This is a genomic window from Pseudomonas sp. IT-347P, assembly GCF_949768005.1.
In the GTDB taxonomy this organism is placed as follows: Bacteria; Pseudomonadota; Gammaproteobacteria; order Pseudomonadales; family Pseudomonadaceae; genus Aquipseudomonas.
This window is the reverse complement of sequence record NZ_CATKPQ010000055.1, coordinates 122,058-148,599: the sequence shown is the minus strand read 5'-3', so window position 1 is coordinate 148,599 and position 26,542 is coordinate 122,058. Positions and strand designations below refer to the sequence as shown.

The 26,542-nt window shown below is 59.0% G+C and carries 24 protein-coding genes and 1 pseudogene; 16 read left to right on the top strand and 9 right to left on the bottom strand.

Annotation, left to right across the window (positions count from 1 at the left end):
• Positions 1 to 108: 108 nt before the first annotated feature.
• Together ACM6IV_RS20265 and ACM6IV_RS20260 are read right to left on the bottom strand one after the other, a co-directional pair.
• A complete protein-coding gene (locus ACM6IV_RS20265) occupies positions 109 to 2,037 on the bottom strand; it encodes an ATP-dependent DNA helicase RecQ (RefSeq protein WP_414871364.1) in 1,929 nt (642 codons plus the stop codon).
• Positions 2,038 to 2,425: 388 nt separating this feature from the next.
• Positions 2,426 to 2,582 (bottom strand): annotated as a pseudogene (locus ACM6IV_RS20260) (polysaccharide deacetylase); the annotation flags it as partial.
• A gap of 358 nt (positions 2,583 to 2,940) precedes the next feature.
• On the opposite strand from ACM6IV_RS20260, the gene ACM6IV_RS20255 reads away from it, so the two are divergent.
• From ACM6IV_RS20255 to ACM6IV_RS20235, 5 genes are all read left to right on the top strand, one after another.
• On the top strand, positions 2,941 to 3,216 hold the full coding sequence (locus tag ACM6IV_RS20255; RefSeq protein WP_414871363.1) for a hypothetical protein: 276 nt from the start codon (positions 2,941 to 2,943) through the stop codon (positions 3,214 to 3,216).
• 93 nt (positions 3,217 to 3,309) lie between these two features.
• Positions 3,310 to 4,452, top strand: a complete 1,143-nt coding sequence (locus ACM6IV_RS20250; protein ID WP_414871362.1) for a hypothetical protein — start codon at positions 3,310 to 3,312, stop codon at positions 4,450 to 4,452.
• 346 nt (positions 4,453 to 4,798) lie between these two features.
• The gene (locus ACM6IV_RS20245) at positions 4,799 to 5,098 is read left to right on the top strand and encodes a hypothetical protein (RefSeq protein ID WP_414871361.1); all 300 of its coding nucleotides are present in this window, start codon (positions 4,799 to 4,801) and stop codon (positions 5,096 to 5,098) included.
• A 131-nt stretch (positions 5,099 to 5,229) separates the two neighbouring features.
• Entirely contained in the window at positions 5,230 to 5,673 is a 444-nt protein-coding gene (locus ACM6IV_RS20240) for a hypothetical protein (protein ID WP_414871360.1), read from the top strand.
• Positions 5,673 to 5,945: a type II toxin-antitoxin system RelE/ParE family toxin gene (locus ACM6IV_RS20235; RefSeq protein ID WP_414871359.1), complete on the top strand. Its 273-nt coding sequence runs from the start codon at positions 5,673 to 5,675 to the stop codon at positions 5,943 to 5,945. The genes ACM6IV_RS20240 and ACM6IV_RS20235 overlap by 1 nt, the downstream gene beginning before the upstream one ends.
• A gap of 163 nt (positions 5,946 to 6,108) precedes the next feature.
• Here ACM6IV_RS20235 and ACM6IV_RS20230 read toward each other — a convergent pair whose 3' ends face one another.
• Both ACM6IV_RS20230 and hslO read right to left on the bottom strand, forming a co-directional pair.
• Complete coding sequence (locus ACM6IV_RS20230; protein WP_414871358.1) at positions 6,109 to 7,650, bottom strand: phosphoenolpyruvate carboxykinase; 1,542 nt, start codon at positions 7,648 to 7,650, stop codon at positions 6,109 to 6,111.
• Positions 7,651 to 7,831: 181 nt separating this feature from the next.
• Positions 7,832 to 8,734, bottom strand: a complete 903-nt coding sequence (gene hslO, locus ACM6IV_RS20225) for an Hsp33 family molecular chaperone HslO (RefSeq protein ID WP_414871357.1) — start codon at positions 8,732 to 8,734, stop codon at positions 7,832 to 7,834.
• A gap of 104 nt (positions 8,735 to 8,838) precedes the next feature.
• Here hslO and ACM6IV_RS20220 point away from each other — a divergent pair, with 104 nt between their 5' ends.
• Positions 8,839 to 9,639, top strand: coding sequence for a phosphatase PAP2 family protein (locus ACM6IV_RS20220; RefSeq protein WP_414871356.1), 801 nt, complete (start codon positions 8,839 to 8,841; stop codon positions 9,637 to 9,639).
• Positions 9,640 to 9,790: 151 nt separating this feature from the next.
• Here the strand turns inward: ACM6IV_RS20220 and ACM6IV_RS20215 are convergent, their stop codons facing one another.
• The gene (locus tag ACM6IV_RS20215; RefSeq protein WP_123449454.1) at positions 9,791 to 10,198 is read right to left on the bottom strand and encodes an RNA-binding S4 domain-containing protein; all 408 of its coding nucleotides are present in this window, start codon (positions 10,196 to 10,198) and stop codon (positions 9,791 to 9,793) included.
• 116 nt (positions 10,199 to 10,314) lie between these two features.
• Here ACM6IV_RS20215 and ACM6IV_RS20210 point away from each other — a divergent pair, with 116 nt between their 5' ends.
• The 3 genes from ACM6IV_RS20210 to rimK all read left to right on the top strand — a co-directional run bounded on the left by ACM6IV_RS20210 (position 10,315) and on the right by rimK (position 12,493).
• Positions 10,315 to 11,094 carry an EAL domain-containing protein gene (locus ACM6IV_RS20210; protein ID WP_414871355.1) on the top strand — a complete coding sequence of 260 codons (780 nt, stop codon included), beginning with the start codon at positions 10,315 to 10,317 and terminating at the stop codon, positions 11,092 to 11,094.
• Between the two features lie 77 nt (positions 11,095 to 11,171).
• Positions 11,172 to 11,591: an ATP-dependent zinc protease gene (locus ACM6IV_RS20205; RefSeq protein WP_250606527.1), complete on the top strand. Its 420-nt coding sequence runs from the start codon at positions 11,172 to 11,174 to the stop codon at positions 11,589 to 11,591.
• Entirely contained in the window at positions 11,588 to 12,493 is a 906-nt protein-coding gene (rimK, locus tag ACM6IV_RS20200) for a 30S ribosomal protein S6--L-glutamate ligase (protein WP_007949201.1), read from the top strand. Before ACM6IV_RS20205 ends, rimK begins: the two co-directional genes overlap by 4 nt.
• 201 nt (positions 12,494 to 12,694) lie before the next feature.
• Here the strand turns inward: rimK and ACM6IV_RS20195 are convergent, their stop codons facing one another.
• Both ACM6IV_RS20195 and ompR read right to left on the bottom strand, forming a co-directional pair.
• A complete protein-coding gene (locus ACM6IV_RS20195; RefSeq protein ID WP_016986270.1) occupies positions 12,695 to 14,008 on the bottom strand; it encodes an ATP-binding protein in 1,314 nt (437 codons plus the stop codon).
• A gap of 113 nt (positions 14,009 to 14,121) precedes the next feature.
• Positions 14,122 to 14,862, bottom strand: coding sequence for a two-component system response regulator OmpR (gene ompR / locus ACM6IV_RS20190; RefSeq protein WP_414871354.1), 741 nt, complete (start codon positions 14,860 to 14,862; stop codon positions 14,122 to 14,124).
• A gap of 358 nt (positions 14,863 to 15,220) precedes the next feature.
• Between ompR and ACM6IV_RS20185 the strand changes: the two genes are divergently transcribed.
• The 7 genes from ACM6IV_RS20185 to tauD all read left to right on the top strand — a co-directional run bounded on the left by ACM6IV_RS20185 (position 15,221) and on the right by tauD (position 23,875).
• Positions 15,221 to 17,545, top strand: coding sequence for a Tex family protein (locus tag ACM6IV_RS20185; protein ID WP_414871353.1), 2,325 nt, complete (start codon positions 15,221 to 15,223; stop codon positions 17,543 to 17,545).
• Entirely contained in the window at positions 17,545 to 17,928 is a 384-nt protein-coding gene (locus ACM6IV_RS20180; protein ID WP_414871352.1) for a PaaI family thioesterase, read from the top strand. The genes ACM6IV_RS20185 and ACM6IV_RS20180 overlap by 1 nt, the downstream gene beginning before the upstream one ends.
• A gap of 317 nt (positions 17,929 to 18,245) precedes the next feature.
• A complete protein-coding gene (gene gshA, locus ACM6IV_RS20175) occupies positions 18,246 to 19,829 on the top strand; it encodes a glutamate--cysteine ligase (RefSeq protein WP_414871351.1) in 1,584 nt (527 codons plus the stop codon).
• Positions 19,830 to 20,262: 433 nt separating this feature from the next.
• On the top strand, positions 20,263 to 21,240 hold the full coding sequence (gene tauA, locus ACM6IV_RS20170) for a taurine ABC transporter substrate-binding protein (RefSeq protein ID WP_414871350.1): 978 nt from the start codon (positions 20,263 to 20,265) through the stop codon (positions 21,238 to 21,240).
• Between the two features lie 16 nt (positions 21,241 to 21,256).
• Positions 21,257 to 22,051, top strand: coding sequence for a taurine ABC transporter ATP-binding subunit (gene tauB / locus ACM6IV_RS20165; RefSeq protein ID WP_007917917.1), 795 nt, complete (start codon positions 21,257 to 21,259; stop codon positions 22,049 to 22,051).
• Positions 22,048 to 22,887, top strand: a complete 840-nt coding sequence (gene tauC, locus ACM6IV_RS20160; RefSeq protein ID WP_414871349.1) for a taurine ABC transporter permease TauC — start codon at positions 22,048 to 22,050, stop codon at positions 22,885 to 22,887. The genes tauB and tauC overlap by 4 nt, the downstream gene beginning before the upstream one ends.
• Before the next feature lie 145 nt (positions 22,888 to 23,032).
• Positions 23,033 to 23,875: a taurine dioxygenase gene (gene tauD, locus ACM6IV_RS20155; RefSeq protein WP_414871348.1), complete on the top strand. Its 843-nt coding sequence runs from the start codon at positions 23,033 to 23,035 to the stop codon at positions 23,873 to 23,875.
• Positions 23,876 to 24,073: 198 nt separating this feature from the next.
• Here the strand turns inward: tauD and mgrA are convergent, their stop codons facing one another.
• A complete protein-coding gene (gene mgrA, locus ACM6IV_RS20150; RefSeq protein WP_414871347.1) occupies positions 24,074 to 25,111 on the bottom strand; it encodes an L-glyceraldehyde 3-phosphate reductase in 1,038 nt (345 codons plus the stop codon).
• A 110-nt stretch (positions 25,112 to 25,221) separates the two neighbouring features.
• Positions 25,222 to 26,541 carry an LLM class flavin-dependent oxidoreductase gene (locus ACM6IV_RS20145; RefSeq protein WP_414871346.1) on the bottom strand — a complete coding sequence of 440 codons (1,320 nt, stop codon included), beginning with the start codon at positions 26,539 to 26,541 and terminating at the stop codon, positions 25,222 to 25,224.
• Between the last annotated feature and the right edge of the window lies 1 nt (position 26,542).

The window sequence follows — 26,542 nt, the reverse complement described above, 5'->3', positions numbered from 1 at the left end:
CCAAAGACTGGTCTCACCATAGTCAGCCATCGACGTTTTTTGAAGTTTATTACCGTGATGATCGACATTCAGCGGATGGATAGCGCACCTCCCCAGCGCCTACAAGGGTTAGAGGTGCTCTTGCGCCCACTGTCGGACTTCGGCGTAGGGGTACTCTTCCAATGCCGCATATCCGGAAATCGTCCGTGCCTTGAGTCTGGTGAACAACGGCACGCTGATCCCGCACAAAAACCGGGTCAGGCGCTCCGCTGTCGGAATGTCCCCGGTGTGCTGCTCATGCCTGTGAATAAAATCGCCGCACAGGGCCGCAAAGTTTTTATCCACAAGTCCTGGCAATTCCGGTGGTGCCGGCAACCGCGCAACCTGCCCGTGACACACCGAACAATGCCCACATTGCTCTGGCGCATTTTGATCACCGAAATACTCCGCCAGCCGATAACCCAGGCAACGTTCGGTCGAGAACAGTTCAAGCATCGCGTGTATCCGCGCCACTTCGGTTTGTTCGTGACGGGTGAAATAGCCGTGCAGCTCCGCGCTCAACGCTTCGCTGTCAAAATCGCTGTGCAGCACGCTGTAGACCTCGGTCATCAGCTTGCTCTCAAGCTCGATCCAGCCTTTTTCCTGAAAGTAATCCAGTGCTTTGACCACCCGGTTGCGCTCGGCCGAATACTGCGCGTACATCGCCTCGAAATTCACCGTCGCCCAAGTCCGCGCGCGGGTTGAGGTCTGGATGATCGCCGCCACGAAATCCTTGCGCTCACCCTCGAAGCGTTCAAGCAAAGCCTCCGGTTCCAGCAAATACTTGAAACGGTATTCGGCGTAGTAGGCATAGCGTGGAGCGATCAGCCCACGCAGCTCCAATTGCACCAGCAAAGTCTTGAGCGGCAGTGCGCGGATATTGCTCTGATCCGCCAACGGTCCCAGCAAAAACTCCCACTGCCCTTGCGGTACCGACGCTTGCAACTCGTCGAGCACATGACGGATGCCGTCGCGCTCCGGCGTGTCGCCGTAGACGAAGTTTTCCAGCACATTGAGGCTGTCACGATTGGCCAGTACCAGACAGTCCGAAGGCTGGCCGTCGCGCCCGGCACGACCGATTTCCTGACTGTAGTTTTCGATGGATTTGGGCAGGTCGAAATGCACCACATTGCGGATATCGCTTTTGTCGATGCCCATGCCGAATGCGATGGTTGCCACGATGCAGTCGGACTGCCCGGCCATGAAGCGTTTCTGGATCGCCTCGCGTTTGTCGTGGGCTAAACCGGCGTGATATGCCTCGGCCTGAATGCCCTGGCGCTCAAGGTGTTCGGCGATGTGTTCAGCAGTCTTCTGCAAAGTCACGTAGACGATGCTCGGCTGTCCGGGCCGCTCGGCCATCCACTCCACCAGGCGCCGACGCTTGTCCTCACCCCGCACCGGCTCAACCAGCAGATTGAGATTGGCTCGGTAGAAGCCGGTCGTCACTACATCTTCAGCCGAGATAGCGAATTTGGCCTGCATGTCCGCGATGACTTTCGGCGTTGCCGTGGCCGTCAACAGCAGTGTCTGCGGGATATTGAATTGACGCTGGTAGTCCGGCAGCTTGAGGTAGTCGGGGCGGAAATTGTGCCCCCACTCCGAGATGCAATGCGCCTCATCCACCACCAGCAGCGAGATGGGCACCTGCTGCAAGAAATTGCGGAAGCGTTCGTTCTTCAGGCGCTCCACAGAAACCATGAGAATCTTCAATTCACCTGAACGAGCGCGTGTCATTACGTCATTGGCATCATCGCGGCTCTGCGCCGAATCAATACTGCCCGCCGAAATACCGTGGCGCTGCAGGAACGCCAACTGATCCTGCATCAGCGCCAGTAACGGTGACACCACCAGCGTCAGGTTCGGCAGCATCACCGCCGGCAGTTGGTAGCAAAGTGATTTGCCGGAGCCTGTGGGAAATATTGCCGCGGCCGAGCGCCCGGCCAGCACGGCGCTGATAGCCGTTTCCTGACCAAGTCGAAACTGTGGATAACCAAAAACCTGTTCCAGGGTGTTGTGCATTCGCTGTCACTCCTTTGACCGCTGACATGCCAACAGCCTAGCGGGCGATCGCAGCGAGTCGAGAAAAGGTCGGGGGGCAAATCGATACGGAATGATACAGCCCGGAACGCCTGGCCACAGATGGAAACAGACGACACGATTTGTTTATCGCGGTGTTTTTCGGCATCGCGCTAACGTGGCGGGCCGCGCACGATCACACCTGTGTCACGCCAGGACGGCTGATGTACGCACAACCTCAAAAGGAATGAAAAAAATGCCGGACAAACTGAAGTTGCCCCTCAGTCTCATCATCGCATCACTGTTGTTGAGTGGATGCGTGCCGCTTCCCGGTGATATACCGGACCTTGCTGGCTATCTGACGACAGTCTGCGCAGCAGTGGCCTGATCATCAAGGCAGCAACACCGCCACGCGCAACTGCTCGTTGAGTATTGCTCATGCACGCTTTGACTCTTGCTCGCCACAGCGCATGGGCCGGGCTGATGTCGCCGGTGAATGCTGCCGCTAACTGACGCACATCAGCGACGCTGCGCACACGCCGGCAAAACAAACGGCAAGCGCCCAACCCCAGCCATAAAATCGCGGCCATTCGTAGCCAGTGCATACCTGATTCCCTTCAAGCGCGTGTCAGACGTTTGGAAACGCCCTACAGATTCTGGCGCGCCAGATACAGCGGTTTACTGCGAATCGCCTGACAAACATGTAGGAATTATTACGCCTAAGGGTTTTGGCTTGAAGAGCGGCGAAAACACGTAGGACATTTCCTCAAAACCCGGAAAAACCCCTACGAATCCTGTCCATTGCGGCCGTCTTGTCCCACAGAGAAACGCCTCTCTATAGTGGAGGCGCGGCTGCAAACACTCTGTCGGCCCGCCCCAAGCGCCTTCGAACAGGACACGCCTCCCATGATCAATCGCTATCGCCCACTCAAAACTTGCTACAGCGAAAAACCGGTACTGCTTATCGACAGTCACTCCAGCCAAGGTGACCTGCTCAATGCCGCCGATCAGCGTCTGCGCGCGGCCGGTGATTTGCTGGAAACACTTTATTGCTTATGTTTCAAGCAAGCTGACGTGAAAGACATCCCTAATATCGTCAATGCACTTTATTTATTGGTACAGGATGGCTGCGACTTGCTGGAAGTTGCCAAGCAAAATGCACCACAATCGACCTACAATTAAATCCAGTACAAATACAGAAACACCAACGCACTTTATTTACATATACAACCACCACTAACTTGTTCGCTCTTATTAGCAAACAAGGGCAACGCCATGACAGTTTTAACTATATTTTTTTGCGGTACGGGCTCCAACAAGTTCGATACTGCCCATGGAAACTTCTGGAACGGCGAACTGGTTTCCACACTCGCCGCCAACCATACCGGTCGCGAGTTCGCCGAATGGATCATCGTCGACGGGCCTGGCAGCGGCAACCTGCAGGCTGATGACCTGTTCACCAAGACCAAAGAGTATGGCCTTAGCGGCACGCTGTTCGGCAAAGGCTGGGAAGAAAACGTGCAGCACGCCGTCAATATCATCAAAGGCAAATGCAACTGGCAGCGTGAACAACTGACCGAAGCCGAATACAACCGTCTCAAAGCCGCCGGCATTCCTATTGAAGATGTAAAGGTCGAAGGTTCGTGGTTCTGGCGTAAATACAACTACGGCGACCGCAGCGTGACCCAGCAGAAGTTGCAGGAACAGATCATCAAAACATTCCGCAAGGACGGCATTATTCCCACCCAAGTCAATCTGGTAGGTTGGAGCCGAGGCGGTGTAAGTTGCCATATGCTGGCCAATGCGATGTTGAATGATCGCCAGCTGAGCAATATCCCGGTGAAAATATTCGCCCTTGATCCCGTACCGGGAACCGGCAACTTCCAGGATGCGCGCGTCAAACTCGGGGCCAACGTCAAAGAATATGTCGCCTTCTATGCTCGTGATGAACGCTCCAAAGGTTTCAGCTGTGTCATTCCACAAACTGCTCCCGGCACCAAAACCTGCATCTACCCGATGGCTGGCCGCCACGCGACCATGGCCGGCAACGCCACCGCTGCCGGTGGTGTGCCCACCAGCAGCGGCGACCTCAAAACGCTGGTCGAGCCTGGCCGCATCGTCCGCCACCTTGCCGAAACCTGCCTCAAGCGCTGGGGCGTACAACTGAACAAAACCCTGAACCTGAGCGAAGCCGAACTCCAGCGCCTGAGTGGCGCCATCGTCGCCAACGAAGCGCGCTACAAGAAGATGCACAGCGTTTCCTACACCTATTTCACCGAACTGGATCAAGGTGAACGCTATGTTTCGCTGGGCAGCAAAGGGGTGCCGTTCTCGACGGTGAAGGGTTCGATCTATGCGCCAGCAACGGGGCTGACAACGAGTTTGCTGGATGTTTCGACGTATAAACACCTGCGTTGAAAAATGATGATGTGTAGGTAGGAACGTCTGATGAAATCTTCGTCCCGCTCCTACGCAACCAGACGCTTTGTCGCCTATCGAGATTTGAGGGCGCGAACCTATAGTCGTGGCTGTCGCTGACGAATCAGCGGCTCGGGCTTGGTCACCCGATTGGATCGTGTATACGCATGCGCTGTATGCTGCGGGCACTCAATTGCCTGCAGTTTATGGTGACTGTGTTTGGGACACCTCCGGGTGTGCCGGGTATGTGCGCGATCCTCACCGGTTGACCAACCCGAACACAGTCGCCTCCTGTCGCTTGGTCACGATGTGGTGGCTTCATCTGAAGCATTTGAGGATCAACAAATTGAAAACATGGAACCAATTCACCACCGATCGCTACGGCCCACTCGAATCCAACCTCACCGACACCAAACCTCTGCTCATCGACACCCAGGCCAACCCGCAAGACATCCTCGAATGCGCCGTCCAGCGCCTGCGCGCTTCAAGCGACCTGCTAAAAACCCTCTACTGCCTCAGCTTCAAACAAGCCGACGTCGAAGACATCCCCCACATCACCCACGCCCTCTATCTGCTGACGCAGGATGGCTGTGACCTGCTGCAAGTCGCGCAGCAGCGGATGCTCAATTGGAAAGCTCCAGCCTGATAACAAAACGCCTGCCTTAACTTAAGAACATGATTGCTGGGCACCCGGTGTCCAGCTCAAGGAGTTGAATTTTGCAAACTACTATTGATTGCGTACGATGTGAGCCACTGTTCAGCCAAGGGCTTGTCTTCATGACAACTGAAACCATCGATCACAGCACCCTTACCCGTCTGATTGGAAACGGTTCTGTGAGCAGCACCAATATCGTCGCCAAACCCGGTGGCTGGTCAATCCAAATTCAGCAAGGAAACAAAAAATTCGCACTGGCAGCGCAACGCAGCGGTCAGGTGCGTCTGTTCAAACGACTTGAAACCCTGGTGGGCTACTTACAGGGGTTAGGTATCTGCCACTTTGGAGTGGATGCCTCCAGCTATGACCCACTGCAACTGAAAACCTATGCTCGCCCGGACCGTTCCGAAGCGTTGAAACAAGCTCATGAGGCTGCTGCGTATGAAGAATGGTTCAAACGTCAGGTGCAAATAAGCATTGATGATCCAAGACCAAGCGTCAGCGATGAAGATGCTCGCCGAATATTTGCCGCCAAGCGTGATGCCCTGCGTCGACGAGCGCGCTGATGAAGTTGGTCTGGCGCCAGGAAGCGCTTGATGACCGAGACCGAATCATGAACCACATTGGTCAAGACAACCCTGAAGCGGCTGCGGATCTCGACGATGTTTTCGAATCAAAAGGCGAAGTCGCCCGACAGCGCCCGACCTTGTACAGAAAAGGCACACTTGAGGGCACACGAGAAATCGTCGCAGCGTCCAACTACGTCATCGTTTACACGATCAAAGAGGGATATGTGGAGGTACTGCGAATAATGCATGCCCGACAACAATGGCCGTGATGACTAAAATCACTGCGGGAGGGCCCTGCGCCTTAAGTGGCATTATTCTGGCTGTTTCACTCGGATTCTGCAGGAATAATGGCAGTTAAGCTGTTTTACGGCCCCCGGCCATCACTCACAAAAAAGCCGCCCCTAAAGGCGGCTTTTTCAATCACGACAGATCTTACAACTTAGGCCCTGCAGCCTTGATCGCGTCGCTCACTTCGAACTTCTTGAAGTTCTCGATGAACAGACCGGCCAGTGCTTTCGCAGCCTCGTCGTACGCAGCCTTGTCAGCCCAGGTGTTGCGTGGGTTGAGCAGGTTGGTTTCAACGCCCGGTACGGCCAGTGGCACGTCGAGGTTGATGGTGTCGAGGTGTTCGGTGGCTGCACCGATCAGCGCGCCGCTCTGGATCGCTGCGATCACCGCGCGGGTGGTCGGGATGTTGAAGCGTTTGCCGACGCCATAGCCACCGCCGGTCCAGCCGGTGTTAACCAGGTAAACCTTCGAGCCGAAGCCGCGGATGCGCTTGATCAGCAGCTCAGCGTATTCGCCGGCCGGACGCGGGAAGAACGGTGCGCCGAAGCAGGTGGAGAAGGTCGACTTGATGCCGCTGCCCGAACCCATTTCAGTCGAGCCCACCAGTGCGGTGTAGCCGGACAGGAAGTGGTAGGCCGCTTGTTCTTCGTTGAGGATCGATACTGGCGGCAGGACGCCGGTCAGGTCGCAAGTCAGGAAGATCACCGCGTTTGGCTCGCCGCCCAGGTTCTTCTCGGAACGCTTGGCAACGTGTTCCAGCGGGTAAGCGGCGCGGCTGTTCTGGGTCAGGCTCACATCGGCGTAGTCGGCGTGCTTGGCGTCGTCGATCACGACGTTTTCCAGCACCGCGCCGTGCTTGATGGCTTTCCAGATCACCGGCTCGTTCTTCTCGGAGAGGTCGATGCACTTGGCATAGCAACCGCCTTCGATGTTGAACACCACGCCTTCGCCCCAGCCGTGTTCGTCGTCACCGATCAGGTAACGGCTTTCGTCGGCCGACAGGGTGGTTTTACCGGTACCCGACAGACCGAAGAACAGGGTCACATCGCCTTCTTCGCCGATGTTGGCAGCGCAGTGCATTGGCAGCACGTCGGCGGCCGGCAGCAGGAAGTTCTGCACGGAGAACATGGCTTTCTTCATTTCACCGGCGTAACGCATGCCGGCGATCAGCACTTTCTTCTGCGCGAAGTTGATGATCACGCAACCGTCGGAGTTGGTGCCGTCACGCTCAGGCACGCACTCGAAGTTGGCCACGTTGAGCACTTGCCACTCTTCACGACCGGCCGGGTTGTACTGGGCCGGGTTGATGAACAGGCAACGACCGAACAGATTCTGCCAGGCAGTCTGGGTGGTCATTTTCACGGCCAGGTAGTGATCTTCCGCCGCGCCTACATGCACGTGGGACACAAAGTGCTCTTGCGCGTTGTTGAATGCTTCTACGCGAGCCCACAGCGCGTCGAACTTGTCGGCCGGGAACTTGCGGTTGATCGGGCCCCAGGCGATAGCAGCCTGGGTGGAAGGCTCGTCAACGATGAAACGGTCAACAGGCGAACGACCGGTGCGGTGACCAGTGCGAACAACCAGAGCGCCGGTATCGGCAAGCTCGCCCTCACCGCGTTGCAGGGCTTCTTTTACCAGATCATCAACACTCAGATCGGTGTACACGGCGTTATTGGCTTGCGTCATGAGGTTCCCCGTCGGCCAGTGGCCGAGTGTGCTCCAAACGTTTTGTAGTAGAAAGTCGTGCACTACTACCGCGAAAAAAGTGGGCCGGATTATGCCAGAAAAGCCCAAAAAGAGTAGGGTCCTCCCGTCGTAACGGCGAAATTCCGTCGTTACGCAGTGAATTTACCTGCGCTGAACCGTTTTAGTGCCGGGTATCTGACGGCGTGTCGACGCCTGCGCCAGCGAACAATTGAGCAATATCGGCCGAGTCGAACAGGTACTGCTGATTGCAAAACTGGCAATCGATCTCGACTTTGCCGCCCTGCTCGGCCGCCAGCGCCAACGCATCTTCCAGCCCAAGACTGACCAGCGCATTGCCGGAGCGTTCCCGCGAGCAGCTGCAGCTGAAGCGCAGATGTTGCACATCGAACAAGCGCACCTGTTCTTCGTGATAGAGACGATGGAGTACGGTTTCGTTGTCCAGGCTGAGCAATTCATCAGCCGTCAGCGTGTTGCCCAACGCCGTGATGTGCTGCCAGCTGGCCGCACGTTCTTCTTCGTCTTTCAAGCGATCGGCCGGCAATTGCTGCAGCAGCAGGCCACGGGCACGACGACCGTCGGCGAACAGCTTGAAGCGGGTGCCGACCTGTTGCGACATGACGAAATAGTTGGTGAAGCAGTCGGACAGCGTTTCGCCGTCGAGGTCGACAATGCCCTGATAGCGTTGGCCAACAGTCGGGTCGACGGTCAAGGCCAGGACTCCGTTCGGCATCAGATCGCTGAGGGTCGCGTCCGCCGCGATCTGCTCGGCGTTGTAACGCGCCAGGCCACGGATTTCGCGCTCGCTGGAGCATTCGATCATCAGCAGCGGGATCGGCCCTTCCGAGCGCGCCTGCAGAATCAACAAACCGTCGAACTTCAGCGTGCCCACCAGCAACGAGGCGGCTGCCATCAATTCGCCCAGCAGTTGCGCCACCGGTTCCGGGTACGGGTGCTTGGCGAGAACTTCGGCGTAACTGCGTTCAAGCGCAACCAGTTCGCCGCGCGTGTCGCTGTCATCGAAGATGAAACGTTGGGTGAAATCGGTATCCGCTAGGTCGGTCATAATTTTGGGTATCTGAATGTGGTGACAAAATGGTTACAAGACGTGAAAATTTGCACTTCTTGGCACCCTTTTTGGTGCCCGCGTTAAGCCATGGGAGGCATTTTATGAACAATCCGGGTTTGTTCCAATCAAGGTGGAACCTCGGCCGGCTGGTTCTGTGCAACGTAGTGCCGCTGGCGCTACTGGCTTTCTGGTTATGGCCTACGGGCAACTCGCTGTGTGTGATTTTCGACGAGTGGCTGTTCCGCTCGCTCAATGCACCGCTGGCCAGCAACCCGATATGGCTCCACATTTGGGCAATTGCAAGTCTGCGTCCGTTCGACATTGTTGTTGGTCTGATCCTGCTGACGCTGCTGATCAAGGGCGACTGGGTGTTCAAGGCCATTGAGGTGCGCCGCGCCTTCTTCGGTTTTTTTTCGATCCTGCTGTTGATGGTGGTGATCCGCGCGCTGTTTTCCAAGTTCGCCGACCATATGGACTGGCAGCACAGCAGCCCTTCGATGGTGCTGGAAGGCGCGGTGCATATCAGCGATTACTTCCCGCACCTGGAGAAGACCTGGGAGCTGAAGGATCGCTCGAGCCAGAGTTTCCCCGGTGATCATGCTTCGGTATTGCTGATCTGGGCACTGTTCATGGGCGTGTTCAGCCGCACGGTTGGCCAGTTTGTGACGGTCTGGGGTCTGGCGCTGCTGTTCATGCTGCCGCGCCTGGTGGCTGGTGCGCATTGGGGACAGGACGATTACATCGGCGGTGTGTTGCTGGCGGTGTGGGCATTGGGTTGGGGTTACTACACGCCGTTTGCCTATCATGCGTCGAACTTCTGGCTGAAGGTGACCGCGCCGATTTTCGCGTTGCTGGGCAAGTTGCCGCTGGTGTCGCGGATGAGTGTGGTGCGAAGCGCCTGATACGGCGTCAGCCATGGCAAGTGCTGCGCACTCCATTCGCGAGCAAGCCCGCTCCCACAATTGACCGCGGTCCTCTTGGAGAAGCCGAATCTAATGTGGGAGCGGGCTTGCTCGCGAAGAGGCCAGCACTAACAACGAATGATCGTCACAATTACTCGTCGTTACTGCTGCCGCGAAACTTGAACAAATCCCGGCGCTGCTTCTTGCTCGGCTTGCCGTCAGTGCTTACACCCAGCGCCCCCGCCTTGCGCATCGCTGCTGCCGCTTCACGCTTGGCGATACTCGCCTCTGTCTCCGAATACAACGTCTGCGCTTCCGGCGCGCCACGCCGCACAATCGACAACGCTTCGACCTTCACCGTGCGCACCTCGAAACCGGTACGAATCTCGAACTCATCGCCAATGCGCGGCTCCTTGCCCGGTTTGCAGCGCTCGCCGCGACAATGCACCTTGCCACTCTCGATCGCTGCTTTGGCCAAGGCGCGGGTTTTGTAGAAACGCGCGGCCCACAGCCACTTGTCGAGACGGACCTTGTCGTCCTCTTCGCTTTTTTGTGCCATTTGAATTCCTCGTTCGGCCAGTAGTCGGAACTGTACTACCGTTTCTGTCGGGCGCAAGAACTCGGCCCTCCAGATAGACTGTGATCTTGGCCGGTGCATCGGCATGGAGTGCTCGAGTGACTAAATTTCCGTCTTCATTAACCTCGCCCAATGCCGGTTGCCTGGGCTGCCAGCAAAGCGAGCCGCTGGGCTTCGACTTTTCCTTCGCCTACCAACCCATCGTCGATCTGCGCGACCAGTCGGTTTTCGCCCATGAAGCGTTGGTCCGCGGTGTGAATGGTGAAGGCGCACTCAGCGTGTTGAATCAGGTTACAGAAGAAAACCGCTACCGTTTCGACCAGCTCTGCCGGACCCGCGCCATCGAAGGCGCGGCCGATCTTAATATGCAGACACACTTGTCAATCAACTTCATGCCCAACGCCGTCTATCGTCCAGAGCTGTGCATACGCAGTACGCTCGAGGCGGCCAAAAAGCACCGTTTCCCGCTCGACCGACTGATTTTCGAAACCCTGGAAAGCGAGCACGTAGATAACTATCGCCATTTGACCAATATTCTGCGTGAATACCGCGAATTCGGCTTCAAGACCGCCATCGACGATTTCGGTGCCGGTTATTCGGGGCTCAATCTGCTGGCGGATTTTCAACCGGACCTGATCAAACTCGACATGGCGCTGATCCGCGATGTCGACCAAGACCGTGTCCGTCAGGCGATCGTCCGGGGGATTGTCACAATCTGTGCGGAGTTGGACGTTACAGTCATTGCCGAAGGCATCGAGAGCGCCGGTGAACGGGATTTCCTGGCGGACTGTGGAATATTTCTGATGCAGGGCTACTGGTTCGCCAAACCTGCATTCAAAGCGTTGGCCCGGGTTGCACCTGAGGCCTGGACGCGTTAATCGTTGGTTTTTTTCCATTGAAGACATTTGACCATTTGACCGTTGTCGGTCTGCGCGAGTGGGTGGCGCTTCCCGATTTGGGAGTCGCGGGCCTGCGCGCAAAAATCGACACCGGCGCCAGCACTTCCAGCCTGCATGCCACCGACATCGAGCCGTTCGAACGCGACGGCGAGAAGTGGGTGCGCTTCACTGCGCACCTGGGCACCGTGGTGCAGTTGCGTCACCGCCGCTGCGAAGCACCGCTGGTTACCCGCAAAACCATCAAAAGCTCCAATGGCCATGCGCAGGAGCGTTACGTGATCAGCACCACACTGGCTCTGGGTGATCGGGTCTGGCCGGTCGAATTCACCCTCGCCTGCCGCAAGTCGATGCGCTATCGCCTTCTGCTCGGTTCCAAAGCCCTGATCGATGGCCAGTTGGTGGTCAATCCGGGTATCAAATATGTACAAGACAAGCCGGTGTTCCCGGTATCTACCTCTTCCACAGGTGTTGCATGAAGATCGCTGTGCTGTCGCGGAACCCGCGTCTGTATTCCACCCGCCGTCTGGTCGAAGCCGGAACCGAACGCGGGCATGAAATGGTCGTGATCGACACCTTGCGCGCCTACATGAACATCGCCAGCCACAAGCCGCAGATCCACTATCGCGGCAAACCGCTGGAAGGCTTCGATGCGGTGATCCCGCGAATCGGTGCGTCGGTGACGTTCTACGGCTGCGCGGTGTTGCGCCAGTTTGAAATGATGGGAGTGTTCCCGCTCAACGAGTCGGTGGCGATTGCCCGTTCGCGAGACAAGCTGCGATCGTTGCAGCTGCTGTCGCGTCGCGGTATCGGTTTGCCGGTGACAGGTTTTGCTCACTCGCCGGATGACATTCCCGATTTGATCGACATGGTCAACGGCGCCCCACTGGTGATCAAAGTACTGGAAGGCACGCAAGGCATTGGTGTGGTGCTGTGCGAAACCGCCACGGCGGCCGAATCGGTGATCGAGGCGTTCATGGGCCTGAAGCAGAACATCATGGTTCAGGAGTACATCAAGGAAGCGGGCGGTGCGGATATTCGTTGTTTCGTGGTCGGCGACAAAGTGATCGCGGCGATGAAGCGTCAGGCCAAGCCGGGGGAATTCCGTTCCAACCTGCATCGCGGCGGCAGCGCCAGCCTGATCAAGATCACCCCGGAAGAACGCATGACGGCATTGCGTGCGGCCAAGGTCATGGGCTTGGCGGTGGCGGGTGTGGATATTTTGCGCTCCAATCATGGGCCGCTGGTGATGGAAGTGAACTCGTCGCCGGGGCTGGAGGGGATCGAGACCACCACGGGCAAAAATGTCGCGGGGATCATCATCGAGCATCTTGAGAAAAATGGCGGGCCAAATATGACCCGCACTAAAGGCAAGGGCTAGAGCGAAGAGCAAGAGCCCCTCACCCTAACCCTCTCCCATGGGGAGAGGGGACTGATTGGGGGATGCTTGAGAGTTACGCCGATCTGATCTGGCTTTACCGAATCCATAATCGACTCGAAATTTCAGGTCGATGTAGAGCGCCAGACACCTCGGTCGGCCCCCTCTCCCTCTGGGAGAGGGCTGGGGTGAGGGGCTTTTGATCTACACAGCATCCCGCGGCAGCATCAGCCCCAACGGCAACCTCACCCGCGCTTCCAGTCCACCGCCGGACCGGTTGCGCAGTTCAACATTGCCGCCATGCATCGAAGCAATCCGCTTCACAATCGCCAGGCCCAATCCTGTGCCCTTGCCACCCCGGGCACGATCGCCTCGGGTGAACGGATTGAAGATAGCCTCCAGTTCCGAAGGATCGATCCCCGCGCCACGGTCCATCACGCTCAGCACCACATACGGCGCACTGACGTCTCCAGACACATAAGCGGCGACTTCAACGCTGCCACCGGCATGGTTCAGGGCGTTGCCGATCAGATTGTTGAGCAAGCGTTTCATCGATACCCGACGCAGCGGAAACGGTTGAATCGGCTCCAGACGCAAACGCACCTTCTCTTCGTTCTGGTTGTACGGTGCGGCCACTTCGCGCACCAGATCAGTCAGATCGACCTCTTCCACCGACTCGTCGCGACCGTCGCGAATGAATGCGAGGAACTGGTCGAGAATCGCGTCCATGTCCTCGATGTCCCGCACCATGTCGTCGGTCAGGTCGTTGCGGTCGCCCATCAACTCCAGCGACAGGCGCAAGCGGGTCAGCGGTGTGCGCAAGTCATGGGACACGCCGGCCAGCATCAATTCGCGTTCGCGTCCGGCCTGCTCGACGTCTTCCGCCATCTGGTTGAACGCGCGATAGACCTCGGTCATCTCGCTCGGCGTGTCGCTGATCGGTAGCCGCACGCTGCGACCCTGACCAAGCTGCCGGGCGGCATACACCAGACGCTTCAAAGGTTGATTGAGCTGACTGACGAAAATCCACGCAGAGGCCGTCGAGAGCAAACCGATGGCGAGGAACCAGCCGAGTACATTCCAGATTTTCTGGCCGCGCAATGGATGCGGGTACAGCGGCACTTTCAACCAGCCATCACCGAGACTCGGCGCACGGACCCACAACGCCGGCGGCGAATGCATGCGCAAACGCACTTCGGTGTCGGCGCCCAGCTCGGCCTGCATCTGCCGCTGGTAGATTTCGCTGTACGGCCAATGTTGCTCGCCTTCCGGCACACCCGCGCCGACGACCCGAATCAGGGTTGCGGCATCAGCAATCTTCGCGCGGTTTTCTTCATCGGCGGCCCAATAGGCACGCAGCGTCAGGGCGACGCCGTGGCTGTATTGGCGGTCCACCAGCACGTCCTCGTTCATCAACAGATAAACCAGGGTCAGCGCCTTGGAAAACAGCACGACGATAAGCACCAGCCAGAGGGTGCGGGAGAAAAAACTTTGGGGGAACCAGACGGGGGTTTTCATCTATAACCGCTACACACTTGCAGGAGCGAGCCATGCTCGCATATTGCGGATTGCGAGTCTGCGGGCATGGCCGTTCGACCAAGCCCTGCAGACCCGCTCCTACAAATCACCGATCACTTGGTGGCGGCACCATCGGGTACGAACACATAGCCCACGCCCCAGACGGTCTGGATATAGCGCGGCTTCGATGGATCAGGCTCGATCATGCGGCGCAAACGGGAAATCTGCACGTCGATGGAACGCTCGAGGGCATCCCACTCGCGGCCCCGGGCCAGATTCATCAGTTTGTCGCGGGTCAGCGGCTGACGCGCGTTCATCACCAGGGCCTTGAGTACCGCAAACTCACCGGTGGTAAGCATGTGCACTTCGTCGCCGCGTTTCAGTTCGCGGGTGGCCAGCGACAATATGTAGTCACCGAAGGTGACGTTTTCGTCTTCACTGCCCGGCGCGCCCGGCACCGGCGCGGCCTGACGACGCAGGACCGCTTTGACCCGGGCCATCAGTTCGTCCGGGTTGAACGGCTTGGCCAGGTAATCGTCGGCACCCAGCTCAAGGCCCTTGATGCGGCTCAGCTCGTCGCCCTTGGCGGTGAGCATGATGATCGGAATCTGATTGTTCGCGCCACGCAGGCGGCGGCAAGCGGTCAGACCGTCTTCGCCGGGCAACATCAGGTCGAGGACGACCAGATTGAAGACTTCACGCGACAGCAGACGATCCATCTGCTCGGTGTTCGGTACGGTACGGGCACGGTAGCCTTTGCTGACGAAAAAACGTTCCAGCAGGCTGCTCAGCCCAGGATCGTCGTCAACGATAAGAATTTTTTCGCCTTCAGCAGTTTGTGCAGTGCTGCTCATTGGATGCTCCTTTTAGCTCGGCGCGCATTATGGCGTAGCTGCCGTTATACGCACCGTGTGCATTGTTAGCAGATTTTTCCTTCACTGCCAGAAAACCGGGGTTTATGCCTACAGACTGCAACGCCCCCGAATGACAGAACGCTGGTTATAATGCGCGGCGTTTTGTGCCAGGCAACGTCTGAATCGTTACCGCAGGTGGCAGGCTTTTTTTCCTGCCGAGCGCAGTAATTGTTCGATTTCACGGGTCAATGGGCTGCCTTTCGACCCAGGCAGCGGCAATTTTCTAGCCGCTCAACCAGACTCCGGGCCTTTGTTTCCGTGCCTGCGAGCCTGCTTTCACACTATGTCAGGTGGTTTTATGGACAGCATCAACAGCCGCATTGCCGAGGAACTCGGTGTACGCCCACAACAGGTCGAAGCGGCCGTCGCGCTACTCGATGAAGGCTCTACCGTTCCCTTCATCGCCCGTTACCGGAAAGAAGTCACCGGCAGCCTCGATGACACCCAGTTGCGTCATCTGGAAGAGCGTCTGCGCTACCTGCGAGAACTCGACGAACGGCGCATCAGCATCCTCGCCAGCATCGAGGAGCAAGGCAAACTCACCCCAGCTCTCGAGCGCGACATCAAGCTCGCCGACACCAAGACCCGCCTCGAAGACTTGTACCTGCCGTACAAGCAGAAACGTCGCACCAAGGGCCAGATCGCCCTGGAAGCCGGCCTCGGCGACTTGGCCGACGGCCTGTTCAACGACCCGAACCTGAACCCGGAAACCGAAGCCGCGCGCTTCGTCGATGCCGACAAAGGCGTGGCCGATGTGAAGGCAGCGCTGGAAGGCGCCAAGTACATCCTCATGGAGCGCTTCGCCGAAGACGCCAGCCTGCTGGAAAAACTGCGCAACTACCTGAAACAGGAAGCGACCCTCAGTGCCCGCGTCATTGCCGGCAAGGAAGAAGAAGGCGCCAAGTTCCGCGATTACTTCGAACACGATGAACCGCTGAAAAGCATGCCGTCGCACCGCGCGCTCGCCATTTTCCGTGGCCGCAACGAAGGCATCCTCAGTTCCGCACTGAAAGTCGGTGACGAACTGCCGGGCACCATGCACCCGTGCGAAGGCATGATCGGCCAGCAATTCGGCATCCAGAACCAGAACCGTCCGGCCGACAAATGGCTCGGCGAAGTGGTGCGCTGGACGTGGAAGGTCAAGCTCTACACCCACCTGGAAACCGACCTGCTCGGCGAGCTGCGTGACGGCGCCGAAACCGAGGCGATCAACGTGTTCGCGCACAACCTGCACGACTTGCTGCTGGCCGCGCCGGCCGGTCCGCGCGCCACACTGGGTCTTGACCCAGGCCTGCGTACCGGCTGCAAGGTGGCCGTGGTCGATTCCACCGGCAAGCTGCTGGATCACGCCACGGTCTACCCGCACGTGCCGCACAACAAGTGGGATCAGACCATCGCGATTCTGGCCGCCCTGTGTGCCAAGCACTCGGTTGACCTGATCGCCATCGGCAATGGCACCGCCAGCCGCGAAACCGACAAGCTGGCGATCGAGCTGATCAAAAAATATCCAGCGATGAAGATGACCAAGGTCATGGTTTCCGAAGCCGGGGCATCGGTGTACTCGGCGTCGGAACTGGCGGCCAAGGAATTCCCGGATCTCGACGTGTCGATCCGTGGCGCGGTGTCTATCGCTCGTCGCTTGCAGGATCCGCTGGCCGAACTGGTGAAGATCGATCCGAAATCCATCGGTGTCGGCCAGTACCAGCACGACGTCTCGCAGCTGAAACTGGCGCGCGGCCTGGACGCTGTAGTCGAGGACTGCGTGAACGCCGTCGGCGTTGATGTGAACACCGCTTCGGTAGCGCTGCTGGCCCGTATCTCTGGCCTCAACGCGACACTGGCGCAAAACATCGTCGCTCACCGCGATGAGCACGGCGCGTTCAAGACCCGTTCGGCGCTGAAGAAAGTCGCACGTCTGGGCGAAAAAACCTTCGAGCAGGCGGCTGGTTTCTTGCGCGTGATGAACGGCGACAACCCGCTGGACTCCTCGGCGGTGCACCCGGAAGCCTATCCGCTGGTGCAGCGCATTGCCGCTGAAACCGACCGCGACATCCGCTCGTTGATCGGCGATGCCGCGTTCCTCAAGCGCCTGGATCCGAAGAAATTCACCGACGAAACCTTCGGTCTGCCGACCGTGACCGACATCCTCCAGGAGCTGGAAAAACCCGGTCGCGACCCGCGTCCAGAGTTCAAGACTGCCGAGTTCCAGGAAGGCGTCGAAGACCTCAAAGACCTGCAACTGGGGATGATCCTTGAAGGCGTGGTCACCAACGTGACCGCGTTCGGAGCATTCGTCGACATAGGCGTGCATCAGGACGGTCTGGTGCACATCTCGGCGCTGTCGGAGAAGTTCATCAAGGACCCACGTGAAGCGGTGAAGGCCGGTGACGTGGTGAAAGTGAAGGTCATGGAAGTCGACATCCCGCGCAAACGCGTCGGCCTGTCGATGCGCATGAGCGACACCCCGGGCGAGAAGATCGACGGCGCCCGAGGCTCGCGTCCGGGCTCGGCCCAGCGCCAGCCTTCGAACAACGCGCCACGCAAGGAAACCGCCACCGCAGCGCCGGTGAACAATGCGATGGCCTCGCTGTTCGCCAACGCCAAGCAGTTGAAGAAACGCTGATGGAAATGCCGGCCGGGCTCGTCGAGAGCGCGTTTTTCAAGCTGTTGGGCTGCCGCCTGCACAGCCTGGAAACCGGGGTGGCGCAAGTCGCCCTGGGGCTGGAACCGGAACTGCGCAACCGCGGCGGCAAGTTGCACGGTGGCGCGCTGTTCAGTCTGGTCGACATCGCCATGGGGCTGGCCTGTTCCAGCACCCACGGCTTCGATCAGCAGAGCGCGACCATCGAGTGCAAGATCAACTATATCCGCGCCGTTTCCGATGGCGAGGTGCTGTGCACGGCGCGGGTTATCCACCCGGGCCGCCGCACGCTGGTGGTCGAGGCCGACGTGATGCAGGGCGACAAACTGGTCGCAAAAGCGCAAGGCACGTTCGCTGTCCTGTAGATGTTGCTTATCATTTTGAGTTAATTTCGGCGCTGTGATCGCAGCGTCGAGCTTTTCTATGGGAGCGGGCTTGCTCGCGAAGGCGATGTGTCAGGCGAATTAATGTTGACTGACACGCCCTCTTCGCGAGCAAGCCCGCTCCCACAGGGCCGCATAATCTTCGCGTGCATCTGCCAGATTCAGGGATTGAAGTCGGCGGTTCGAAAGGGGCTTCGTGAGCCCGAAAAACCAGGCGATAACGCCAGTTTCAACTTCACCCTTGTAGACCGTCCTGCCCACCCCCATATTGGGGCGACTGACGCGTGAAGGAATCCAAATTGAGCGAACTTCTCAACCGCCGCCTGGCTCTGCTCGGCGAGCGCGCCAACCTCTCTCTGCTCGAACAGTGCCTTCACGGTATCGAACGTGAATGCCTGCGCGTGACCAGCGAAGGTCGTCTGGCGCAAACGCCGCACCCGGAAGCCTTGGGTTCCGCGCTGACCAACGAACAGATCACCACCGACTACTCCGAGTCGCTGCTGGAATTCATCACGCCCGCCCTGGCGGATCCGGCGGACACACTGGCGAGCCTGGACAGGATTCACCGTTTTGCCTACAGCAAGCTCGGCAACGAGTATCTGTGGAGTCCATCGATGCCGTGCCCGTTGCCGGCCGAGGAAGACATCCCGATCGCCTACTATGGCACCTCCAACATCGGTCAGCTCAAGTACGTCTACCGCAAGGGCCTGGCTCTGCGTTACGGCAAGACCATGCAGTGCATCGCCGGGATTCACTACAACTTCTCCTTGCCGGAAAAACTCTGGCCACTGCTGCGCGAAAGCGAAGGTTTTGTCGGCACCGACCGTGATTTCCAGTCGACGTCCTATATCGCGCTGATCCGTAATTTCCGTCGCTACAGCTGGCTGCTGATGTACCTGTTCGGCGCCTCGCCGGCGCTGGACGCAGGCTTCCTGCGCGGCCGTTCGCATCAGTTGGAACAACTTGATCCCGACACGCTGTACCTGCCCTACGCCACCAGCCTGCGCATGAGCGACCTCGGTTATCAGAGCAACGCCCAGGCCGGCCTGACCCCTTGCTACAACGATCTGTCGAGCTACACCGACAGCCTGCGCAAAGCCGTGGCCACGCCCTACGCGCCGTACGTGGAAGTCGGCACGCACAAGGATGGCGAGTGGGTTCAGCTCAACACCAACATCCTGCAGATCGAAAACGAGTACTACTCCAACATCCGCCCGAAACGCGTGACCTACACCGGCGAGCGGCCGATTCAGGCATTGATGGCCCGTGGCATTCAATACGTTGAAGTGCGTTGCCTGGACATCAACCCGTTCCTGCCGATGGGCATCGACCTCACCGAGTCGCGCTTCCTCGACGCGTTCCTGTTGTACTGCGCGCTGAACGACAGCCCGTTGCTGACCAACAACTCCTGTGGCAACGCCACCTCGAATTTCCTTAGCGTGGTCAAGGAAGGTCGCCGTCCGGGCCTGCAATTGCAGCGTGATGGTGAACCGGTCGAGATGAAGACCTGGGCGGCCGAACTGCTGGAGCAAATCGCCCCGCTGGCGGCGCTGCTGGATCAGAGCCATGGCGGCGATGCCCACAGCAAGGCGCTGGACGCGCAACTGGCCAAGGTCAGTGACCCGTCACTCACGCCATCCGCGCAGGTGTTGGCGGCGATGGCTGAGCATAAGGAGAGCTTTGCGCAGTTCTCGTTGCGTCAGAGCCAGGCGCATGCCGAGTTTTTCCGCAGCGAGCCACTGGCGGCGGATGAGCAGGCGAAGTTTGAGGAGCTGGCGCGTACGTCGCTGGCAGCGCAGGCTGAGCTGGAGCAGAACGAGGTGGGGGATTTTGATGTGTTTGTCGGTTCGTATCAGGCGAGCATTTTGGCGATCAGCAATTAAAAGCCCCTCACCCTGGCCCTCTCCCGGAGGGAGAGGGGACTGATTCAGGTGCTCTTGAGATTCACGTCGACCTGAAATATCCAGCCGAACTCAGGCCTTGAAAAGCATGAAGATCAGCTCCCTTTCCCCCTAGGGGAGAGGGGACTGGCCGGGTTGTTGATGCGAACTACACCGACCTGAACTACCGAGCCGAGCTCAGGCCTTGAAAAGCACCGAGATCGGCCCCCTTTCCCCCTCGCCCCCCTGGGGGAGAGGGCTGGGGTGAGGGGGCAAAGATCTAACGTCGAATGCAAGATCCGAAATATCCACAATCCCCCGCGCCTTAGATTTTTCCGCTCATAAGCTCATTCTAAAAAGTTATTTATTTACTGATTCTTAGATCATTTAGTCTCCTTTCACGCCGACGCTCGGTCGCCTGATATGGAGCTGTTCAATGAAACTGAATTTCCCGCTTCGCCTGCTGGCCGTGGCCTCTCTGGCTGCTGCAAGCTTTCTGGCTCAGGCCGCCGATCTCACCGTCGCCTACCAAACCACCGTTGACCCGGCGAAAGTCGCCCAGGCCGACGGTGCTTACGAAAAAGCCACCAAAGCCGACATCGCCTGGCGCAAGTTCGACAACGGCGCCGACATCATCGCCGCCATCGCCTCCGGTGACGTGCAGATCGGCTACCTCGGTTCGAGTCCGCTGACCGCGGCGATTACCCGCAAAGTTCCGGTCGAAACTTTCCTCATCGCCACGCAAATCGGCGCCGCTGAAGCACTGGTCGCCCGCGATGGTTCTGGCATAAAAACCCCGCAGGATCTGATCGGCAAGAAAATCGCCGTGCCGTTCGTGTCCACCGGTCACTACAGCCTGCTGGCCGCGCTGAAGCACTGGAACATCGACCCGTCGAAAGTCACCGTGCTCAATCTTGCCCCGCCCGCGATCATTGCCGCATGGAAACGCGGCGACATCGACGCCACTTACGTTTGGGATCCGGCGCTGGGCGTGGCCAAGGAAAACGGCAAAGTGCTGATCACCTCCGGCGAACTGGCCAAGTTCGGCGCGCCGACTTTCGATGCGTGGATCGTGCGCAAGGACTTCGCCGAGAAGCACCCGGACATCGTCACCGCGTTCGCCAAGGTCACTCTCGACGCCTACGCCGATTACCGCAAAGACCCGAAAGCCTGGCTCGCCGATCAATCCAACGTCGACAAACTGGTGAAACTCTCCGGGGCCAAGGCCAGCGATATTCCGCTATTGCTGCAAGGCAACGTCTACCCGCTGGCGGCTGATCAAGTCGTCACCCTCGGCGCGCCGACCACCAAAGCCATCACTGACACCGCCGCGTTCCTCAAGGAGCAAGGCAAGGTCGAAGCCGTTCTGCCGGACTACGCGCCGTACGTCAGCGCCAAATTCATCACCCACTGATCGGGAGTTAACCGCGATGGCCTTGCTACAGCTGGAGCGCATCAGCGCACAGTACCCGGGCAGCCCGACACCGGTGCTGGCGGATATTTCTCTGACCCTGGGGCCTCAGCAATTGCTGGTCGCCCTCGGCCCGTCCGGCAGTGGCAAGACTTCGCTGTTGAACCTGATCGCCGGTTTCGTCGAGCCCAGCGCCGGGCGCATCACCCTCGACGGCGTGCCAGTCAAAGGCCCGAGCGCCGAGCGTGGCGTGGTGTTCCAGGACGACGCACTGCTGCCATGGCAGGACGTGCTGGCCAACGTCGCCTTCGGCCTGGAACTGGCCGGCGTCGCCAAGGACAAACGCGAAAAAATCGCCCGTGAGATGCTCGCGCTGGTTGATCTCTCGGGGTTCGAAAGCCGCCGCATCTGGCAACTCTCCGGGGGCCAGAAACAACGTGTCGGTCTCGCCCGCGCCCTCGCCGCTGACCCGCGCGTGTTGCTGATGGACGAACCTTTCGGTGCCCTCGACGCCTTCACGCGCGAACAGATGCAGGAGCTGTTGCTGCAAGTCTGGCAACGCACCGCCAAGCCGGTTTTCCTGATTACCCACGACATCGAAGAAGCGGTGTTCCTCGCCACTGACCTGATTCTGCTGGCGCCGAATCCGGGGCAGATCGTCGAGCGTCTGCACCTGGATTTCGGGCAGCGTTACGCCGCTGGCGAGTCCGCACGCGCAATCAAATCCGATCCGCGTTTTATCGAAACCCGCGAACACGTGCTGAGCAAAGTGTTCTCGCAACGCAGCGCCGGACAACGGCAGGAGCGCGCATGAGCAGTTACGACGTTTCCTCGGCTGCGGTAAAACCGGTCAGCGCTTCGGCGGTGATTCCCGTACGCCGCCGCCTCAGCACGCGCTGGATCAGCTTGCTGACGTTGTTTGCATTGTTGGCCATCTGGTGGGCGGTGACCGCCACCGGATTGATCGAACCGCTGTTCCTGCCGCCACCGTCCGCCGTGCTGCAAAAGGGCTGGTTGTTGGTGACCACGGGCTATATGGATTCGACGTTGTGGCAGCACTTGAGCGCGAGTCTGAGCCGCATCGGCCTGGGCCTCGGTTTTGCAATTTTGACCGCCGTGCCGGTGGGCATCGCTATCGGTGCCAACCGCATCGCCCGTGGCGTGCTCGATCCGCTGATCGAGTTCTACCGCCCTATCCCGCCGCTGGCCTATTTGCCGTTGATCGTGATCTGGTGCGGTATTGGCGAGTTGTCGAAAGTGCTGCTGATCTATCTGGCGATTTTCGCGCCGATTGCCATCGCCACCGCGACCGGCGTGCGCACGGTTGATCCGGCGAAATTGCGCGCAGCGCAGTCGTTGGGCGCGACTCGCGTGCAGTTGATTCGCCATGTGATTTTGCCGAGCGCCCTGCCGGACATTCTCACCGGCGTGCGCATTGGACTGGGGGTTGGCTGGTCGACGCTGGTTGCCGCCGAACTGATTGCGGCCACCAGTGGTTTGGGCTTCATGGTGCAGTCGGCCGCGCAATTCCTGGTCACCGACGTGGTGGTGCTGGGGATTCTGGTCATCGCCCTGATCGCCTTCGCCATGGAAATGGGCCTGCGCGCCCTGCAACGTAAACTGGTGCCGTGGCACGGCCAGGCCCATTAGTCGCCCTGTGAAATTCCCCCCCTGTGGGAGCGGGCTCGCTCGCGAATGCGGTGGATCAGTTAAAAGATTGCTATCTGGTTCAGCGCATTCGCGAGCAGGCCCGCTCCCACCAAAAGCTTGAACCCCGAATTCGAAGAGAAAGACCATGAGCAGCCTCAACATCACCCCGTTAAGCTCAGCCCTCGGCGCACAGATCAGCGGCGTCGACATCAGCCAGCCGCTGAGCCTGGAACATCGCGACGCTATCGAGCAGGCGCTGCTCAAATATCAGGTGCTGTTCTTCCGCAACCAGCCAATCGAACCGCCGCAACAGGCACGCTTCGCCGCGTACTTCGGTGATCTGCACATCCATCCGATTTACCCGAACGTGCCGGAACAACCGGAGGTGCTGATCCTCGACACCGCTGTCACCGATGTGCGTGACAACGCGATCTGGCACACCGACGTGACCTTCCTGCCGACCCCGGCGATGGGCGCAGTGCTCAGCGCCAAGTTGTTGCCGGAATTTGGTGGCGACACGCTGTGGGCCAGTGGGATTGCCGCTTATGAAGCGCTGTCGGCGCCGATGAAAGGCTTGCTCGAAGGGTTGACCGCGACTCACGATTTCACTCGTTCGTTCCCGCTGGAGCGCTACGGGAATACGCCTGAAGCGTTGGCGCAATGGGAAGAGGCCCGACGCAAGAATCCACCGTTGTCGCACCCGGTGATTCGTACGCACCCGGTCAGCGGGCGGCGGTCGTTGTTCATCAATGAAGGCTTCACGTCGAAGATCAACGAACTGTCGGAAACCGAGAGCGAGGCGATTCTAAAGTTTCTGTTCGCCCATGCGACACGCCCGGAATTCACCATTCGCTGGCGCTGGCAGCAGGACGATATTGCGTTCTGGGATAACCGCGTGACGCAGCATTACGCGGTGGATGATTATCGGCCGGCGCGTCGGGTGATGCAGCGGGCTACGGTGTTGGGGGATGTGCCGTTTTTTCGTTGAGCCTTGAACAGCAAAAGCCCCTCACCCTAACCCTCTCCCAAAGGGAGAGGGAACTGATTGGGGGATGCTGTAGAAGTACGCCGACCTGAACGTATTTTGCTGAATCCATAATCGACTCGGTATTTCAGGTCGATGTATGACGCAAGACACCTCGGTAGGCTCCCTCTCCCTCTGGGAGAGGGCTGGGGTGAGGGTGACTCACTCCGCCATCGAAGGCTTCTCCCACAGATTGATCCCACCTTCCAGGGCAAACCGGTCAATCTCCGCCAGCTCTTCAGCACTGAAGTTCAGATTCTTCAACGCGCCGACATTCTCGATAATCTGCTCCGGCCGGCTCGCACCAATCAGCGCCGATGTCACCCGTGGATCGCGCAGCGTCCACGCCAGTGCCAACTGCGCCAGGCTTTGGCCACGACGCTTGGCAATCTCATTCAACGCACGCACATGAGCAATGTTGGCATCGGACAAGTGCGATGCCTGCAACGAACCACCACCCGGACGATTGACCCGAGCATCGGCCGGCACGCCGTTGAGGTATTTGTCGGTGAGCAGACCTTGCGCCAGCGGAGTAAACGCAATCACGCCGGTGCCGAGTTCATCGGTGGTATCCAGCAGATCCTTTTCCACCCAGCGATTAAGCAGGTTGTACGCCGGCTGATGAATCAGCAACGGCACTTTCCACTCTTTCAACAACGCCGCCATCTCACGGGTTTTCACCCCGGAATACGACGAGATACCGATGTACAACGCCTTACCCTGCTGCACGGCGGTGGCAAGGGCGCTGGCGGTTTCTTCCAGCGGGGTGTCCGGGTCGAAGCGGTGCGAATAGAAGATATCCACGTAGTCCAGACCGAGGCGTTGCAGGCTCTGGTCGAGGCTGGCCAGCACGTATTTACGCGAACCGCCGCCCTGACCGTAGGGGCCGGGCCACATGTCCCAACCAGCCTTGCTGGAGATGATCAGTTCGTCGCGATACTGCTTGAAGTCTTCACGCAGCAAACGGCCAAAATTGATCTCGGCGCTGCCGTACGGCGGGCCGTAGTTGTTGGCCAGGTCGAAGTGGTTGATACCTAGGTCGAACGCGGTGCTCAGCAAGGCGCGCTGGGTGTCGATCGGCGTACTGTCGCCAAAGTTGTGCCACAGGCCCAGCGACAGCGCCGGCAACACCAGACCGCTGCGGCCGACGCGGCGGTAAGGAATGGAGTCATAGCGGTTTTCGGCAGCGGTGTAAGTCATCGAATCCTCTCTTGTCTGTCTTGAAATGGGTGTCGACTGCTCCGCGAGCAGGCTCGCTCTCTCCTTTGGAATGCATTTCCCTGTGGGAGCGAGCTTGCTCGCGAAGGGTGCTACACAAATCGATTGCCGGGTCGGACCAGGCCCAGATTCTCGCGCAAGGTCCGGCCCTCATACTTCGTTCTGAACAACCCGCGCCGTTGCAGTTCCGGCACCACGCCATTGGCGAAATCTTCGAGCCCGCCCGGCAGGTGCGGCACCAACACGTTGAAACCATCCGCCGCGCCTTGTTCGAACCACTCCTGCAAGCGATCAGCGATCTGCTCCGGCGTACCCACCAGGCTGTAATGCCCGCGCCCGCCGGCAATCTTGCGACCGAGTTCGGCGAGGGTCAGGTTTTCCCGTCCGGCCAGTTCCGTGAGCAGCTTCTGCCGGCTCTGCTGACCGCTTTGCGTCAGCGGCAATTGCGGCAACGGCCCGTCCAGCGGGTACTTGGACAAATCGAAGTTGCCCAGCATACGCCCAAGCAACGCGACGCCAACCTCGGGTTCGACTAATTGCTGAAACGTTTCACACTTTTCCTGCGCTTCGGCTTCGCTGCGGCCGACCACGACGAAAACCCCGGGCATGATTTTCAGCGACTCGGCGCTGCGCCCGTACTTGGGCAAACGTCCCTTGAGGTCGGCGTAAAACGCCTTGGCGCTGGCCAACGAAGTCTGCGCGGTAAACACCACTTCAGCGGTTTGCGCCGCCAATTCGCGCCCGGTTTCCGAAGAGCCGGCCTGGACAATCACCGGTTGACCCTGCGGCGAACGCGCAACGTTCAGCGGACCTTTGACGCGAAAGTGTTCACCAGCATGATCCAGCACGTGCAACTTCGCTGGGTCGTAATACGCCCCGCTGGCCTTGTCGCGAATGAAGGCATCGTCCTCCCAGCTATCCCAAAGTCCGGTCACCACCTGATGAAACTCGCGGGCACGGCTGTAGCGTTCGGCGTGACCGATATGTTCGTCACGCCCGAAATTCAGCGCCTCGGCGGCATTGTCCGAGGTCACCAGATTCCACCCCGCACGCCCACCCGAAAGATGATCGAGCGAAGCGAATTTACGCGCCACGTGATACGGCTCGTTGTAACTGGTGGTCGCCGTGGCGATCAGACCAATGTGCTCGGTCACCGCACTCAGCGCCGAGAGTAACGTCAGCGGCTCAAAGTGATCGGAGCGCGCCATGCGACTGGCGATGTCCTGGGTCGGCGCAGCGACGCTGTCGGCGACGAACACCGCATCGAACTTCGCCGCCTCGGCAATCTGCGCCAGCCGCTTGTAATGGGCGAAATCCAAGCCCGCATTGGCCGGCACATCAGGATGACGCCACGCCGCCACGTGGTGCCCGGTGGCCATGAGAAACGCACCGAGTTTCAACTGTCTGCTCATC

Coding starts and splice junctions, on each gene's coding strand:
- ACM6IV_RS20215 (WP_123449454.1), bottom strand. CDS start 10,198: ATGGCACAAAAAAGCGAAGAGGACGACAAGGTCCGTCTCGACAAGTGG.
- ACM6IV_RS20195 (WP_016986270.1), bottom strand. CDS start 14,008: ATGAAAACCCCCGTCTGGTTCCCCCAAAGTTTTTTCTCCCGCACCCTC.
- ompR (WP_414871354.1), bottom strand. CDS start 14,862: ATGAGCAGCACTGCACAAACTGCTGAAGGCGAAAAAATTCTTATCGTT.
- ACM6IV_RS20180 (WP_414871352.1), top strand. CDS start 17,545: ATGGAAATGCCGGCCGGGCTCGTCGAGAGCGCGTTTTTCAAGCTGTTG.
- ACM6IV_RS20220 (WP_414871356.1), top strand. CDS start 8,839: ATGAACAATCCGGGTTTGTTCCAATCAAGGTGGAACCTCGGCCGGCTG.
- ACM6IV_RS20240 (WP_414871360.1), top strand. CDS start 5,230: ATGACAACTGAAACCATCGATCACAGCACCCTTACCCGTCTGATTGGA.
- mgrA (WP_414871347.1), bottom strand. CDS start 25,111: ATGACTTACACCGCTGCCGAAAACCGCTATGACTCCATTCCTTACCGC.
- tauD (WP_414871348.1), top strand. CDS start 23,033: ATGAGCAGCCTCAACATCACCCCGTTAAGCTCAGCCCTCGGCGCACAG.
- ACM6IV_RS20265 (WP_414871364.1), bottom strand. CDS start 2,037: ATGCACAACACCCTGGAACAGGTTTTTGGTTATCCACAGTTTCGACTT.
- ACM6IV_RS20255 (WP_414871363.1), top strand. CDS start 2,941: ATGATCAATCGCTATCGCCCACTCAAAACTTGCTACAGCGAAAAACCG.
- ACM6IV_RS20185 (WP_414871353.1), top strand. CDS start 15,221: ATGGACAGCATCAACAGCCGCATTGCCGAGGAACTCGGTGTACGCCCA.
- tauA (WP_414871350.1), top strand. CDS start 20,263: ATGAAACTGAATTTCCCGCTTCGCCTGCTGGCCGTGGCCTCTCTGGCT.
- rimK (WP_007949201.1), top strand. CDS start 11,588: ATGAAGATCGCTGTGCTGTCGCGGAACCCGCGTCTGTATTCCACCCGC.
- tauB (WP_007917917.1), top strand. CDS start 21,257: ATGGCCTTGCTACAGCTGGAGCGCATCAGCGCACAGTACCCGGGCAGC.
- hslO (WP_414871357.1), bottom strand. CDS start 8,734: ATGACCGACCTAGCGGATACCGATTTCACCCAACGTTTCATCTTCGAT.
- ACM6IV_RS20145 (WP_414871346.1), bottom strand. CDS start 26,541: ATGAGCAGACAGTTGAAACTCGGTGCGTTTCTCATGGCCACCGGGCAC.
- tauC (WP_414871349.1), top strand. CDS start 22,048: ATGAGCAGTTACGACGTTTCCTCGGCTGCGGTAAAACCGGTCAGCGCT.
- ACM6IV_RS20250 (WP_414871362.1), top strand. CDS start 3,310: ATGACAGTTTTAACTATATTTTTTTGCGGTACGGGCTCCAACAAGTTC.
- ACM6IV_RS20235 (WP_414871359.1), top strand. CDS start 5,673: ATGAAGTTGGTCTGGCGCCAGGAAGCGCTTGATGACCGAGACCGAATC.
- ACM6IV_RS20230 (WP_414871358.1), bottom strand. CDS start 7,650: ATGACGCAAGCCAATAACGCCGTGTACACCGATCTGAGTGTTGATGAT.